General features: G+C 38.1%; 12 protein-coding genes and 1 pseudogene. 5 read left to right on the forward strand and 8 right to left on the reverse strand.

Translation table 11 applies throughout. From position 1 onward, the window contains the following. The first annotated feature begins 66 nt into the window (after positions 1-66). The gene (locus TY21_RS00380; protein WP_042239990.1) at positions 67-924 is read left to right on the forward strand and encodes an AMP nucleosidase; all 858 of its coding nucleotides are present in this window, start codon (positions 67-69) and stop codon (positions 922-924) included. A 930-nt stretch (positions 925-1,854) separates the two neighbouring features. Here TY21_RS00380 and TY21_RS00385 read toward each other — a convergent pair. Next, the gene (locus tag TY21_RS00385; RefSeq protein ID WP_130589433.1) at positions 1,855-2,712 is read right to left on the reverse strand and encodes a DUF1670 domain-containing protein; all 858 of its coding nucleotides are present in this window, start codon (positions 2,710-2,712) and stop codon (positions 1,855-1,857) included. Next, positions 2,709-3,590, reverse strand: a complete 882-nt coding sequence (locus TY21_RS00390; protein WP_130589434.1) for a DUF1670 domain-containing protein — start codon at positions 3,588-3,590, stop codon at positions 2,709-2,711. Before TY21_RS00390 ends, TY21_RS00385 begins: the two co-directional genes overlap by 4 nt. Before the next feature lie 428 nt (positions 3,591-4,018). Here TY21_RS00390 and TY21_RS00395 point away from each other — a divergent pair, with 428 nt between their 5' ends. The 4 genes and pseudogenes from TY21_RS00395 to TY21_RS00410 all read left to right on the forward strand — a co-directional run bounded on the left by TY21_RS00395 (position 4,019) and on the right by TY21_RS00410 (position 6,142). Then, positions 4,019-4,291 (forward strand): hypothetical protein, encoded by a 273-nt coding sequence (locus TY21_RS00395; RefSeq protein WP_042242965.1) that lies wholly within the window; start codon positions 4,019-4,021, stop codon positions 4,289-4,291. Between the two features lie 106 nt (positions 4,292-4,397). Next, positions 4,398-4,544: pseudogene (locus TY21_RS11760) on the forward strand (type II toxin-antitoxin system YafQ family toxin); the annotation flags it as partial. Positions 4,545-4,753: 209 nt separating this feature from the next. Continuing rightward, on the forward strand, positions 4,754-5,515 hold the full coding sequence (locus TY21_RS00405) for a transposase (protein ID WP_130589435.1): 762 nt from the start codon (positions 4,754-4,756) through the stop codon (positions 5,513-5,515). Positions 5,516-5,605: 90 nt separating this feature from the next. Next, positions 5,606-6,142 carry a hypothetical protein gene (locus tag TY21_RS00410; protein WP_130589436.1) on the forward strand — a complete coding sequence of 179 codons (537 nt, stop codon included), beginning with the start codon at positions 5,606-5,608 and terminating at the stop codon, positions 6,140-6,142. Positions 6,143-6,732: 590 nt separating this feature from the next. Here the strand turns inward: TY21_RS00410 and TY21_RS00415 are convergent. The 6 genes from TY21_RS00415 to TY21_RS00440 form a co-directional block, all read right to left on the reverse strand. After that, complete coding sequence (locus TY21_RS00415) at positions 6,733-7,593, reverse strand: hypothetical protein (RefSeq protein ID WP_042242740.1); 861 nt, start codon at positions 7,591-7,593, stop codon at positions 6,733-6,735. Between the two features lie 95 nt (positions 7,594-7,688). After that, entirely contained in the window at positions 7,689-9,056 is a 1,368-nt protein-coding gene (gene rho / locus TY21_RS00420; RefSeq protein WP_042242735.1) for a transcription termination factor Rho, read from the reverse strand. A gap of 21 nt (positions 9,057-9,077) precedes the next feature. After that, positions 9,078-9,683 (reverse strand): dephospho-CoA kinase, encoded by a 606-nt coding sequence (gene coaE / locus TY21_RS00425; protein ID WP_042242733.1) that lies wholly within the window; start codon positions 9,681-9,683, stop codon positions 9,078-9,080. Next, positions 9,677-12,361 carry a DNA polymerase I gene (polA, locus tag TY21_RS00430; protein WP_232044368.1) on the reverse strand — a complete coding sequence of 895 codons (2,685 nt, stop codon included), beginning with the start codon at positions 12,359-12,361 and terminating at the stop codon, positions 9,677-9,679. The genes coaE and polA overlap by 7 nt, the downstream gene beginning before the upstream one ends. Positions 12,362-12,523: 162 nt before the next feature. Continuing rightward, positions 12,524-13,555, reverse strand: a complete 1,032-nt coding sequence (locus TY21_RS00435) for a S49 family peptidase (RefSeq protein ID WP_042242727.1) — start codon at positions 13,553-13,555, stop codon at positions 12,524-12,526. A 33-nt stretch (positions 13,556-13,588) separates the two neighbouring features. Further along, positions 13,589-14,281: a CADD family putative folate metabolism protein gene (locus TY21_RS00440; RefSeq protein WP_042242723.1), complete on the reverse strand. Its 693-nt coding sequence runs from the start codon at positions 14,279-14,281 to the stop codon at positions 13,589-13,591. Positions 14,282-14,341 lie beyond the last annotated feature (60 nt).

A 14,341-nucleotide genomic window follows, 5' to 3' on the forward strand; every position in this document is an offset into this window, starting at 1 on the left:
GCCTTTTATACGCAACTTTGATTCGTTAGAAGTTGAGAAATGACACTAATAAATAAGGTAAATTTAATGGAAGAAGATTGTAATTATAATTTCAATGTGAATCCCCTGGAAGAAAAGATTGCTACAGATACTTTAGAGCGTTATTCAGGATCGACCGTGCAAGATTTTCAACCTTACCTGCTGCTTACTAATTTCCCTCGCTATGTTAGGCAATTTGCTAATGATCGTAATCTACCTATCCTAGAGGGATCTATGTTTTCTGTAGCCCACTCTCCAGAGGAAAAAGTAAGTATCTTGGATTTCAAAATAGGGTCTGCAGCAGCAGCCCTTATCATCGATCTGTGCGCTTTTTTGCCTATTCGTGCCGCCTTGCTGTTAGGTATGTGTGGAGGCTTGAGAAAGCATCATAAAATTGGGGATTACTTTGTGCCGGTGGCAGGTATAAGAGGAGAAGGGACATCGGACTTTTATTTTCCGCAGGAGGTGCCCTCGATGGCTAATTTTCTTGTACAAAAATGTGTAAGTAATGTTCTTGATCGGCAAAATTCCACTTATCACATTGGCATTACGCACACCACGAACAAGCGTTTTTGGGAGTTTAACGAAAACTTTAAAAGCCGTTTAGAAAAAACACGTCCTCAAGCGATAGAAATGGAATGCGCCACCCTTTTTATGGCTAGCTATTACCATAAGCTTCCCCTTGGGGCTCTTCTTCTTATCTCCGATCTGCCTTTAGGTAAAGATGGAGTGAAAACTAAACAAAGCTCTGAAAAAGTTTACCAAGAATATACGATCGATCATGTAGATAAAGGCGTGAAAATTATGCTTGAACTGGATGCGACTTTAAATCATCAAGCCAAAGGTGTTTTTCGAGGGGCAAGGCGCCGCTTTGAGTCCCCTAAGGTAGTCATATCTGACAGTTAGTTAACTAAATGCTTTAAGCTACAACTGCCAGGTAGGGGATCAGGGGCTACCGATTATTAAAACCTCTTAGCAATTAAAATAATCTATAAACATTTTGTTTTAAAATCTTATAGTAATTTTCATGGGCATAGGCATGGCAAATAAGCTCTGTACTTTCTTTAAGGCTTATGTAAAAGGTGTCCGGGGCCTAAAGAGCGCAGTCGACTACTGTATAGCGATTCTCTTCTGCCTGAGGTAAGCTCCTTAGTAGAGTGCTTGGCAATAAGTGACGTCGGCGCTGTTTTGTTGCTGTTAATGCCATTGGCAGCATATATAAAGAGATATTTCCTTCCTTGAAACTGATAGCTTGCAAGGCAGCTTGATTGAAATCTAGTCTAGGATTGCGACTGTAACCTTTGGCTAGACGAATGCACGATTCTCCCTTGTGCTAAATAAACCCTCATAGTTTTCATCTGGAGGAAAACTTATCGTCCTTAAATGCAGGCTTTTACCTGGATGCTAAGCACTTTAATCGAAGCTACTCTAGTAAAAAGCTTAGTCACTCCCATTCCAAATATCTTATCAAGTGTTTTCCTTAAAAATATTCTTGCCAATCTGGCTAGGGATTAGGAGCGTATCTAATAAATGACCCATCGGGTTGTCTTCAAAATACTCAGAATACATGTAAAGAGTGCGGCTTACAAAGTTCTCTTCACTAAAGATTGTGCATTTAACAGCTTATCCATAGGCTAAATGCTTATTCTTTGCCTTGTTGCCTACTGGCTGATCAATAAAGCCAACTCCCCCTATATCCTCATATATTCTCAGCTATCCCTCCTGAATGGTCAATGTTTTGCATATCTATTTAACCATTTCTTAATCTCATTATTTAGCTTATAGAAAATAAGGACACTTGTCATTAACTGGCATTTAACCTAATCTTTTTTCTGATTAATATTTTTTATCAACACCTTCATTTATTGTTATCTGGGTTCTTGTTTCAATTCCAATTTCACTTTTCAATAATGCGGCTATAACATAATTTTTCTCCTTATATTGTTCGATAATCTTTTCATATTCATTAACTAAGCGCGATGTCCTACCCACCGAAAAAGCTGCTTCTTCTGTAGACATACCTTTTTGTTTGCATAGCAATATTTGCTTGAAAGTGGATATATACCTTTGTATCGCCGGTAAAGAGTGTTTTGTTTCTCTGCTCACTTGCTGAACAGTTTTTTGCTCGATAAAGAGCTTTTCAATGATCATTGTTTTGTGAGTTAAAGTAGGGCCTATATCATGGATAGATCCTCTTCTCGGAAGAACCTCGCGGTTTTCTAATTCCCACTCCTTGATATATTTGCCTACGCTGTGGGGTGATATCTTCAACAAAATAGCTAATTCCGCATGGGTTAAGCAACCTTCTTGATCAAAAGCTTGCTTGCACATCCGCGCCACAGCTTCTTTTTTTATAACCCTTAATTTTTTCCCCTTGGCTCTTTCTATAGCATCTTGCGAGCTTACCAAATCTAAAATTACCGTTGTTAAACGTGTATTTTGAATAGATTTTCCATAAGATGAAAACTCGTTGCGGTGGACTGTCGGCCATGTAACTTGCCCCGGCTGCATATGAGAGGTCTGCGGATAAAATTGACGCACCATATCCGCTATTGATTTAACCAGTACTTGCCTTGTCCTTGTTCCTCCTAGCTGCGGGCACTCATGAGAAAAAAACGCTTCCAAAGCACCTTCAAAGCATTTAAATGCTTGAGGGCAAAATGTAGCATGGTTTGCATCGATATTCTTCTTCATGGCAGCCTCCGCTCGTTCCTGATAGAGTCGTTCGACGACATCATTCTTTTTTTTTCGTCTTGCGCATGATAATATTGGGCACCAACTATATAAACTTCCTCCAATCTTTGTTTAAAAAAGGCTTTATCTTTAAACTCTTCATATAGCAGAGAAAAGGTTTTAGTAGCATAGATGGAAATTCCTACCGTTAAGGCTATTTCAAACTCATTGAAATGTTTGCTTTTAAGAAAGGCTACTCTTTTAAACTTCTGTAGATAGTTTTCCACAGCTTCTATGCTATGCTTAATATGCTGGGCAATAGCCACAGGCTCTTTGCCCTCCAGCCAAAGCCGTATGGCAATAGCTCTATGGCTGACACCAGGGCCTATATCTTTTTGTTGACCTCGGGTGGGTAATAAGATGCCTATTGTTCTAAGCTCTTTAATATCTCTTCGAATGGTTCTTATATCGCACATTAACAATTCTGCTAGGTCCTCTTGAGTTAAGTATCCTCCTTGCTCTTTAGCTTCTTCAGCTATACGCACAAGTCTTCTCCTTCTTAGCTCAACACTTCTATCTTTATTATTATCTTGGGAAAAATTTCCTTTGTCTCGTTGGTCAAACAACGTCAAAACCACAGGTAACATCTTGCACTCTTTTAAAGATTTGCCAGCTCCTTCTTCAGCTGCTACACAATGATATTTAATTTGCCCTGGTTTTAAATGGCTTTGGTTAAGTTCGGAAAAGTACACTTCCTCAATCAGACCTACTAAAATTTGAGCTTCCCAAGGACTAATTCCCGTTCCTTGAACAGCCAAATTTTTCATCTGCTGATGGATGTTTTTGATTTGAAGTCGTCTTTCTTGATCTTCTCTAGAATTTATAGTAACATTTTTCATGGCGTTCCTTTTATGGATGTTTTTGTTTTTTCTTTAATTAAACATTATAAAGGTGAACGCCAGTTTTTTTATAGATTTTCAATTTGAAAAAAATCTATAAAAAGACAGATGACCTAATCGAAAATATTTTACTTGATAGTCTTTTAGAATCCCAAATTATTTTTTATGCTGAGGAATGTAAGGTAGGCCACCTACACTCAGTTTATTACCTCTCCTCAGGTAAAGTAACAACATACAAGGAGATGAGAAGAGGAAAGTAGAGCGATAAATGGCGAACATAACCACGTTTAGTAAAAGACAAGGCGGCCATCTATTGATCTCATTCGCATGTATGAGGGGGCTCTATTCTTCGAGGATTCTCTGGGTAGATGGCATTTACAAAAATCCTGGGGAAATGATGAAATAGGGGTTTAACCAAGGAGGTGTATATGGGTGCTCATTCTCATACCAATCAGGATAAAGTCAGAATGACTATAGAGTGTACCCCTGAGGAAAGGGTTTACATCAAGATATTAGCCGCTAAGGCTCATTTGAATCTTAGTGAATTAGTGCTTTCTTATCTTAGAAAGGATTTCCCTTGTACCCCCAACAAGGAAACCCTTGCAGCTATGAAAGAACTTGATGAGGGGGGCGGAATGGTTTATAAATCCATGGATGATTTTTGGGAAAATATGGGAGTTAAACCCAGTGCTAGATCTTAAGCCTTATAGTCGATTTAAAAAGACTTATAAAAAATATCAGTATAGGCAAGCAATAATCGACGAGTTGGATAAAATTGTTACTCGACTTTGAGCGGGGAAAAAATTACCTGAAAAATATTGCGATCATGCTCTTTCCGGAGACTATATTCGCTATTGCGAGTGTCATCTTAAACCTGACGTTTTGCTGATTTATAGGACGGATTATAAATGTCTGTATTTGGCTAGGCTAGGCTCTCATCCAGAATTTTTCTGAAAATAATGGCAAGGCTGGTGGCCTTTGTTTTAAATGTGCTGTCTATCCCTTTCATTGTATTTAAAAGTAAAAAGCATAATTTTAGGCTATTCAAAAAATCTCCTCCTTAAAATTAAGCTGTAACTCGATGATGTACTTTTTTCTTGTTGACTATTTTTTAATAAAATAATGTGGTAGCTTATCAACTCATTAAAAATAATTTTTTGTCTATGTTTTCCCAACCGCTTCCCTTTATTAAAGAATATCTAAATCAACTTGAAGTTGCTCTCAAACAAGAAAATTCCCTCAATAGCTTATCCAAAATTCAATGGTGTTGGCTAGCCTTTTGTTTGATGGGAATATTAGTTACTAACTCAATCTGTTGGGCAAAATTTGAAAGGGCTGGGCTTAAAAGTTATAAAAAGATGGCTTTATCGGCCATGTTTAGACGTGCTAAGATTGCTTGGAATAGGCTGCTAATTTGTAGTGTTCGCGCGGTCCTGCATAAACATGGCATCACAGAAGGGGTTCTTGTTATCGATGATAAAGATCACAGTCGATCAAAAAATGCTGAGAAGTTGCATCATTTACATAAAATCCGTGATAAAAAAACTAGTGGTTATTTTTGTGGTCAAAATATAGTATTTCTTCAGCTAGTTACTAAAAAATTTTGCATTCCCTTCTCCTTTGCCTTTTATTCTCCCGATCCCGTACTCACAAGATGGCAACAGGAAGTGAGGAAGCTAAAAAAGTTAGGGGTTTCTAAAAAAGACCGTCCAAAAGAGCCTAAAAGGTCAATAGAATATCCAAAAAAGTATACACTAGCTTTACAATTACTTAAAAATTTTGCTTGTGAATTTCCTGCTTTTAAGGTCACTTGTGTACTGGCTGATGCTCTTTACGGCAACAGCTTGTTTGTAGATGGAGTAGAAGGTATTTGGCCTGGAGTGCAAATCATTACTCAGCTCAGAAAGAATCAAAAAGTCATGTGAGGTAAAAAGTCTCTCTCGTGCCAAGAATTCTTTGAAGCCTACAAAGGCTGGAATCAGGAAATTTTCATTCGCGGTGATAAAAAAAATGTGGTGCAAGCCGGGGGAGCAAGGTTATATGTTCCTTCTCATCATAAAAAACGATTGGTAATAGCCCTTAAATATGAGGGCGAAAATGAGTATCGCTATCTTATGGCTGCAAATCTTTCCTGGAATATGAAAGATGTGATGCAAGGATATACTGTGAGATGGTTAGTAGAGGTTTTTATTGAAGATTGGAGTAGTCATTGTGGGTTTTGCAGTTTGGCCAAACAGTGCGGCGTTGAGGGATCAGAGCGACCTTTGATTCTAAGCCTGCTGTTTGACCACTGCTTTCTTTTTCATTTGTCTCAAACAAATTTCATTAAGAACAAACTCCCTTTAGCAACCTTGGGGAGCCTAGTAGAAAAGTCTAGAGTGGATGCTTTGTGTCAAGTTGTAAGAGAAATTGTTGAGCATGAAAATTCAAAAGAACTCTTCCGTGATTTCGAAAAGACGCTAGATGAAATCTTTGTTTTAAGGCCTTCTCGTAAACATTTAAATGCAGTACAAGAAAATGTAACCTTTGAGTCATCAAGAAAAGTTGCCTAACTGTCAAGAATAAAAAAGTATATCATCGAGTGTAAGCAAAAGTGCTAACAGATCTTAAAGGCTATCAAGGATTAAAAAAGCTACGTATCCAAGCACAAAGGCTTAAGAAAAAGATTAAGAAAACCCTCTAGCGATAGAGAGGAAAAAGTAAATCCCATTCCCACAAGAAAAAGGTTTAGCAATGAAAATGTAATTGGCTCTCTCAAACGATCCAACATCATAGTCGATCGATAGAGAAATAGAGGTAAAAGATTTGCGCTTTGCTTCAGGTGATAAGGTGAGGCAGGGCGAGTAAAACATTAGAAAGAATTGAGAATTGCCAGTATCGCTAGGCTTCTAAATTTCCGATGCAGGTAGAAAGCCTAGAATAGCAGCTAAACATTCAGCCTATTTTTATTGAAGGTTACTTAAAAAGAGAGGATAGAATTTGAGGTGATAAGCAAATATTATCCTCTCTCATGAAGGGGCTGTAATAAACCTAAATATCTTAAGTGATCAGGCAAAAACTATTAAAATATTTCGCGTGGTTTAGATGGCTTCTTAACGATCAAAAACGCCATGTATATTTTCAAAGTGCGCGCCTGCTGTTGTTACCCGGCTGGTTTAATTCTTTCTTGGCCATTTTTAAAGTACTTAGGATTGATCATCTGGCCTGTTACAGCATTCCAATGGGTGATGGTAAGAGAACCATCGGGGTTTTCTACGTGGATGGCATAAACAGGTAGATATACTTCAGTTATACGGCGGATGCTGAAATCATGGCCAAAAGCGCATTTAGCAACCCTTTCGATTTGAGAAGGAGTATACTTTTCAGAAACACGTTGAGAATAGTTGTAAGGCTTAGAAACCAACATTCTATTAAACTTTGTTTGCGGAGTCACAAGGATTTTAGGGTTTTCAAAATGTAATTGCAATAGATTGCCCTTACGAGTGATTAGCTGCTTTTGGAGAGCACTTTCAATCCATGGGTTTACCACATCAGCTTCTAGTTGCAGATCTGCTAGCAAATCTTCTTTCGTGCGAATGCCATTAAATTTGGCTAAAGCGTTAAGTATTTTAAATTCTTCACGTGTGGCCTGTGCATTAATAGCATCTTCAAAACCATGGGTCCTTTCCCATGTTTCAGTGTTTAGAACCATTTCTCCATCTGTTAAACTCCATAAAATTACCCCTTCGCGTGTTTTTTTATCGGCTGTAAATTTAACTTCCATCAGCAAGTAAGGATGATATTTATACTGGGGTTCCTTATATTGATAGCTAGTATCTCCTAAAAGCTCACGAGAATGAGCATCCATAATTTGCTGGGGAGTATAGCGCGCTTCTAGTGTTTGAAATTCACCATTTTCTACATAGCGAGTCACTATATTTTTTACATCTCCCTTATTAGACCAGAGCCACCATCCTCCGCCTAGAAGGATTAAAGAAATGACGAGAAGTTGAATTTTGCGCATGTTGCATCCTATTTTCTGTATGTGTTCGACTTAAAAAATAAAGGCATTTTTGCTTACTTAAATTAATCAAATAAAAAAAAAGTAGCTTAAATAACTTATTCTTTCATAGATAATAAAAATTCCACATTGCTATTAGTTTTTTTCAGGCGGCCTACAACTAGATTCATTGCATCGTTAGGCGCTAGATCAGCTACAGCTTGCCGTAGTAAATAGACCTTTTCTAGCTCGTTAGGATGGTAGAGAAGCTCTTCTTTACGGGTTCCACTCTTAATAATATCAATCGCTGGATAAATACGCCGCTCAGCTAAACGTCGATCAAGCACTAGCTCCATATTACCTGTACCTTTGAATTCTTCAAAAATAACCTCATCCATACGAGACCCTGTATCAATTAATGCAGTAGCAATAATTGTCAGCGAACCTCCCTGCTCGATATTCCTTGCGGCGCCAAAGAAACGTTTGGGCTTATGTAAAGCATTAGCATCTACACCGCCTGTCAAAATTTTCCCGGAATGGGGTTCTATTGTATTGTAGGCACGGGCCAATCTTGTAATAGAGTCTAGCAGAACAACGACATCATTGCCATGCTCGACTAATCTCCTTGCTTTTTCGATGACCATTTCTGCTACTTGTACGTGTCTTTCAGGGGGTTCATCAAAAGTTGAGGAAACGACTTCTCCTTTAACAATTCTCTGCATGTCTGTGACTTCCTCAGGTCTTTCTCCGATCATGAGGACGATAACAATGACTTCTGGATTGTTAATAGCTATAGCATTAGCAATATTTTGAAGGATAATCGTCTTACCTGTACGAGGGGGGGCTACAATTAGTCCACGCTGGCCTTTACCAATAGGAGCTGCAAGATCCAAAACACGCGTGGATAGCTTGTCTTTTGTTGTTTCCATGACCATACGTTTGCTTGGATACAGAGCTGTTAAATTCTCAAAAAGAATTCGCTCGCGGGCTTTTTCTGGAGTTTTTCCATTAATTTTATCCACTTTGAGAAGAGCAAAGTATTTTTCTTTATCTTTAGGAGGCCGAATAGTCCCAGAAAGGGTGTCACCTTTTTTCAGATCAAAACGCCTAATCTGCGCTGGGGAAACGTAGATATCTTCTGCGGAAGGTAAATAGTTATAGTTGGGGGAGCGTAGAAAGCCAAATCCGTCAGGCAAAATTTCTAATACGCCTTCGCCATACAGAATCTCGGCAGGATTTTCTGAAAGCGCCTTGACGATTTCAAAAACCATTTGAGATTTAGTAAGAGATCCTAGGTGTTTAAGGCCAATTTTTTTACTAAACGCGTTTAATTGATCGATATTCATGCGTTGAATTTCAGCGATTTTAATTGTTTCGCCAGGGGGAACAATAGCTGTCGTGTTGATAGATGGGTGCTCTTGTTGATTCTCTTCGCCCTCTTCAAAGGTAGAGTAGGGCGTCTCTAAATGAGTGTTTTCTGGATCCATTTAAGAATCAGACTCCTAAATTTAATGGGTTAAAATGTTCATTAACTTTTTTGTTTCAATTTCTAAATCGTATAGGTTGCTATCGTTGACAATAACATAATCAGCCCTATGAGCTTTTTCATCGATAGACAGCTGCCTTGCTGAGCGCCTTTCATATTCTTCAATACTTTTTCCTGTAGCTTTTTGAAAACGCTTTTTACTTTTGTCTGAATCAGCTACGACACTAATCACTGTATCATAAAAATTTTCTAGCCTAGCTTCAAAAAGCAAGGGAATTTCAGCTACAAATAATTTCTTTCTGTTTTTTTGTTGATTAGCTAAATCATAGTGTTTCTTAATTTCATCTTGAACTGCAGGATGTAGGATACTTTCAAGAGATTTAAGCAATAAGGGTTGTTTGAATACCTTTTGTGAAATTTTAGAACGATCGATTTGATTATTTATGACTATATCGCTGCCAATTAGTAGAATAACGCGCTGACCGAGATTCGTGGTAGGGGAAAGCAGTCGGTGTACAATATCGTCTGCACTTACTACGTAAGCGCCAAACCTCTTAAAGAAATGACAGACTGATGTCTTGCCACACGAAAGACCGCCCGTTACGGCAACTTTAGACAATGCTAACATTCTTTCCAATTTTTGCCAATACTGATATCTACAATCAAAGGAACTTTTAATTTAAAAACATTTTGCATGATTTCACGAACCATGGGCTCTATCGAGAGAATTTCAAAATCAGGAAGCTCAAAAATTAATTCATCATGAATTTGTATAACCATGTAACCTAATTTTCTTTCTTTGTGAAGCCTTTCATTAATTTGTATCATAGCTAGCTTGATCAGATCGGCTGCCGTACCTTGGATAGGGGCATTGACAGCGAGCCTTTCTGCTGCTGCCCGGATTTGCATGTTTTTGCTATTAATTTCTGGAATAAGTCTTTCGCGGCCTGTAAGAGTGACTGCTTTTCCTAGCTTACGTACCGATTCTTTAACGGATTCTAGGTATTCTTTAACCTTGCTATATTGCTTAAAATACATCTCAATAAAAAGCTTAGCATCTTTGACATCAATCCCTAATGTTTGGGAAAGCCCAAAAGGGCCTTGGCCGTAAATGACTCCAAAATTTACCGTTTTAGCTTGATATCTCATCTCTTTTGTCACATGTTCAAGAGGGACATTAAAAATTGCTGCAGCGGTTCTTAAATGAATATCTTGATTACTTTGGAAAGCTTCCAAAAGGGTAGGATCTTCACTTAAATGAGCAAGAAGACGCAGTTCAATTTGCGAATAATCTGCAGCCAAGAAGCTCCACCCTGATTTTTCAGGACGGAATGCTTGCCTTATTTGAATGCCCCATTGGGTGCGCACAGGAATATTTTGTAGGTTAGGATCTTGGCAAGATAGCCTGCCTGTAGCAGCTACAGATTGATTAAAGGTACAATGGATGCGATGGGTTTTAGGGTTAACTTCTAAGGGTAGAGTTTCTACATAGGTGGAGCGCAGCTTTTCTAGCATGCGATATTCCATCAATTTACTAGCAATAGGATATTGATGTTGAAGAAATTCTAAAACTTCGGCACTGGTAGAGTTGCCTGTGGCAGTCTTTTTGGGAGGCTGTATGCCTAGTTTGTTAAAAAGAATATCGCTCATTTGCTTAGGAGAGTTTAAATTAAATTCTTCGCCTGCCATTAAATAAATTTCTTTTTCAAGCACCCTAATTTGGGCAGTAACCTTTATGGAAAAATTCTTTAAAAATTCTTTGTCTAAATAAATTCCTTGCCGTTCCATCTCTAACAAAACTTTAAGAAGAGGTAACTCAACATTATTTAATAAAGAATATAATTTTCTTTCCTGCAGCTGCTTTTTCAATACTTTCTTAAGACGGCAGGTGAAATCTACATCTTCACAACAATAGGCCATCACTTGTTCAAGGGGCACTTCACGCATGGTAATGGCTTTTTTGCCTTTTCCAATCAATGAATGGATGGATATTTTCACTTTACCAAAGTATTCTAAAGAAAGGGTATCGAGAGAATGTTGGCGCCTATGCGAGTTAAGCAAGTAAGAGGCCAAGATAGTATCGAAGGTAATGTTGGCCACTTGAATGCCGTAAAGGCTAAGTACATGGAGGTCGTATTTAACATTGTGGCCATAAAAGCCAATAGAAGAATTTTCAAAAAGAGGCTTTAAAGTCTGAACTACTTTTTCAAGGCCCAGCTGACCATTAACAGGCACATACCATGCTTGAGAAGGTTGGTAACATAGGCCTATGCCTATCAGTTCTGCTTTTAAGGCATGTATCGAGGTCGTTTCTGTGTCAAAGCAAATTTCCTTTTGAAGCATGAGTTCACCTACAAGAGCGTTCAAGCTTTCTTCATCATCTACGCACTGATAGGCGACCTGTTCGTCGCTTGCACTTAATCCAAGTGGATTCGAGGAGGGTATCTCTTTTTCTAATTCTTTAAGTAAAGAGTTAAAGTTTTTGCTGATATAAAAGCTTTTTAGCTGCTCTTTCTGGCAGGGAATCAAGCGATAGAAGCTTTCTTCGCGAGGAATACTTACATGAGTGTTGACAGTAACAAGTTGCTTGCTAAGAAGGGCCTTTTCAGCTTCTTGAATGAGGGTCTCTTGCTTTTTTTTTCCGGGAATTTCTTCCGGATGGGCCAAGATGTATTCCAACGAGCCAAATTGCTGTAAAAGTGCGGAAGCAGTTTTGGGGCCAAACCCTGAAAGACCCGGAATATTATCGGAGGCATCACCTGTTATAGCTAAAAAATCAATAATTTTATGGGGAGGCACTCCATAAACTGTTTCAATTTCTTGGGCTCCCATGATTAGATTATCTTTAAAAGTATTAAGAATAAAGACTTGATCATTTACTAGCTGACACATATCTTTATCGCTTGTGCAAATATACGCCTTGGCTTGTTGCTGTTGAGAGGCCCATACTGCAATACTTCCCATTGTATCATCAGCCTCTACTTCAGGAATATTTAAAATAGGGATGCCTCGCAGCGCGCAGTATTCTCTTGCCCATTGGATTTGATAAAGAAGGTCAGGGGGCATATCGGGTCGATGGGCTTTATAGTCGGCATAGATACTAGTACGTGCATTAATGCTGCGAGGACCATCAAAGACCGCCACTAAATGATAAGGCTGGAAATCAATAATGAGTTTTGAGACCGAACGGATAAAGCCAAATAAGGCATTCGTGGACTCTCCTTGGTGATTCGTAATGTTTTGAATAGCAAAATAAGAGCGATAGATATAGCCCGATGCATCAATGATATAAATGTCATTCATCATAAACCTTTTTAAGACCTTTAACTACTATTCTAGATGAGAGGGGGTTTGAATTTAAATGCAAACTTTAAGAGGAGTTCAGAGGATTCCTTAACCTCACCTTAATTTTGCATTTAAATTTTACCTAAAGCAAACTGCTACTTAAATTGCTTAGGTATAAGGGCTTTAAGGACGAAACATATATTGAAATTGACCTAATAACCTAGGATCATAGGCAGGTGAAATTTGCAATTCATGTTTTATGGAACCATTCAAAGCTTTTAATTGCGTTTTAAAAATTTCGCTAATCCAGGTCTCTTTCTGCATCTGAACTACACGATAATTGGGACCTTCAATACTCATTTGCCTAGCAAGTTGAGAAATAGCTTCGTTTAAAGTTACGCCGCTTTCATCGATATAGCCTAATTCCTTAGCTTGTTGAGCAGGAAAAATTTTGGCTCCATACTCCTGAATCAGCTTGGTTTTATCCAACTGAGGACGGTTAGCGGTCATAATATTTACAAATTCGTTATAATAGTAATCGATAAGTTCTTTATAATTGTTTTCCTCACCTGCATGCCAAGGCCGTAAAGGATTTAAACCATCTTTACCCTTACCTGCATAAAGAGTTAAGGATTGAATACCTAGCTTTTCCAGAAGTTGCGAAATATTAAGGACGGAAGGGGCTATTACGCCAATGCTACCGATAATGCTCGTATCAGTTGCAAGAACCCTATCTGCAGCTGCTGCAATATACATGCCTCCTGAGGCGCACATGCCATCTACAAATGCATAGATAGGAACATTATATTGATGTTTATAAGCTTTAAGAGCTCGATAAATACCATCCGCATCAGTTACAGTTCCACCTGGTGTTTGTATGTGCAGTAAGATGCCTTTAACAAGATTATTCTTAAGGATACCTTCACGTGATTGAATTAACATTTGACTAATATGATGTTGATCTAATTTATCTAAGCCCACAATCCCATTAATATTAATTTTTAAGATGACAGGTTGGTTAGAGAACGCTTCTCTTTTTCCTTCAGCGTTAGCTAAAACTTCAATATTAAAATCCTTTGTAGGTTCAGTAGAGGTAGAGGTATTAAAAGCACTCATGCCAAAAATAATCAATAAAATGGCTAAGCAGCCTCCTATTACGGTAAATAAAGCAATTAGAAAAGCACGTAGTGCTGATTGAATGATAGAGTCTTTCATTAAACTTTTCCTGTTAACATTTTTATTTAAATTTTAAATGGATTCACTTGTTGAACAAGCCAGCTGGTAGCGCGTGCATAAACTAGATAAAAAATTCCATAGAACAAGGAGAGTACGTTCGACAGAGGCGGCGATTAAAGCTTCATTACTTTTATTTGCATAGCGTTCCAGTAGCTTCCTTTCCACAGCAGCATGTTCTTTATCAGCTTCTATGTGTACTGAAAAATATTTCCAATGGCTGGGTTCTTGCATGCCGTAATGTTCTTTTAAACCTTTAATTTTTGAAATGCATATAGAAGGTATTTGGCTCTCATAAGCATATAAAGAAGCAATTCCTTCGGCGGTGCTAGAGTTTTTGCAGCTTTCCATAAAAGTATGAATTATTGCTTGCATACTTGGAGAGGGACGATGGGCCTCTATTTCTTCAGTGCTGGCACCTAATTGTTGCGTAAAACTTTTCCATAAATCAGGATGGTTAGGTAAACCTGCTTCTTCTTCAATTAAATTATTAAGAAGATGGCGCCTTGTGTCGGCATCTTCTGTGTGAGAATGAAGAGCAGAAAGGTAACAAGGAAATGCTTTTACATGCTGATAATATTCTTTGGCATATTCTACTAAACACTCTTTAGATAGCTCTCCTCGGCTCCATGCTTGATAGAAAGGATGGTTAAGCAAATGTTTATCTTGAATTTGGCTATCGATTTTATTTAAAAATTCTTGCGTCATGGAAACCCTCTCATTTAACAGAGCAGAGTAATAAAAAAAACAATTTAAGCAAACAAAAGA

The sequence above is a fragment of the Neochlamydia sp. S13 genome (genome assembly GCF_000648235.2).
GTDB lineage: Bacteria > Chlamydiota > Chlamydiia > Chlamydiales > Parachlamydiaceae > Neochlamydia.

Coding starts and splice junctions, on each gene's coding strand:
- TY21_RS00380 (WP_042239990.1), top strand. CDS start 67: ATGGAAGAAGATTGTAATTATAATTTCAATGTGAATCCCCTGGAAGAA.
- TY21_RS00385 (WP_130589433.1), bottom strand. CDS start 2,712: ATGAAGAAGAATATCGATGCAAACCATGCTACATTTTGCCCTCAAGCA.
- TY21_RS00390 (WP_130589434.1), bottom strand. CDS start 3,590: ATGAAAAATGTTACTATAAATTCTAGAGAAGATCAAGAAAGACGACTT.
- TY21_RS00395 (WP_042242965.1), top strand. CDS start 4,019: ATGGGTGCTCATTCTCATACCAATCAGGATAAAGTCAGAATGACTATA.
- TY21_RS00405 (WP_130589435.1), top strand. CDS start 4,754: ATGTTTTCCCAACCGCTTCCCTTTATTAAAGAATATCTAAATCAACTT.
- TY21_RS00415 (WP_042242740.1), bottom strand. CDS start 7,593: ATGCGCAAAATTCAACTTCTCGTCATTTCTTTAATCCTTCTAGGCGGA.
- rho (WP_042242735.1), bottom strand. CDS start 9,056: ATGGATCCAGAAAACACTCATTTAGAGACGCCCTACTCTACCTTTGAA.
- coaE (WP_042242733.1), bottom strand. CDS start 9,683: ATGTTAGCATTGTCTAAAGTTGCCGTAACGGGCGGTCTTTCGTGTGGC.
- polA (WP_232044368.1), bottom strand. CDS start 12,361: ATGATGAATGACATTTATATCATTGATGCATCGGGCTATATCTATCGC.
- TY21_RS00435 (WP_042242727.1), bottom strand. CDS start 13,555: ATGAAAGACTCTATCATTCAATCAGCACTACGTGCTTTTCTAATTGCT.
- TY21_RS00440 (WP_042242723.1), bottom strand. CDS start 14,281: ATGACGCAAGAATTTTTAAATAAAATCGATAGCCAAATTCAAGATAAA.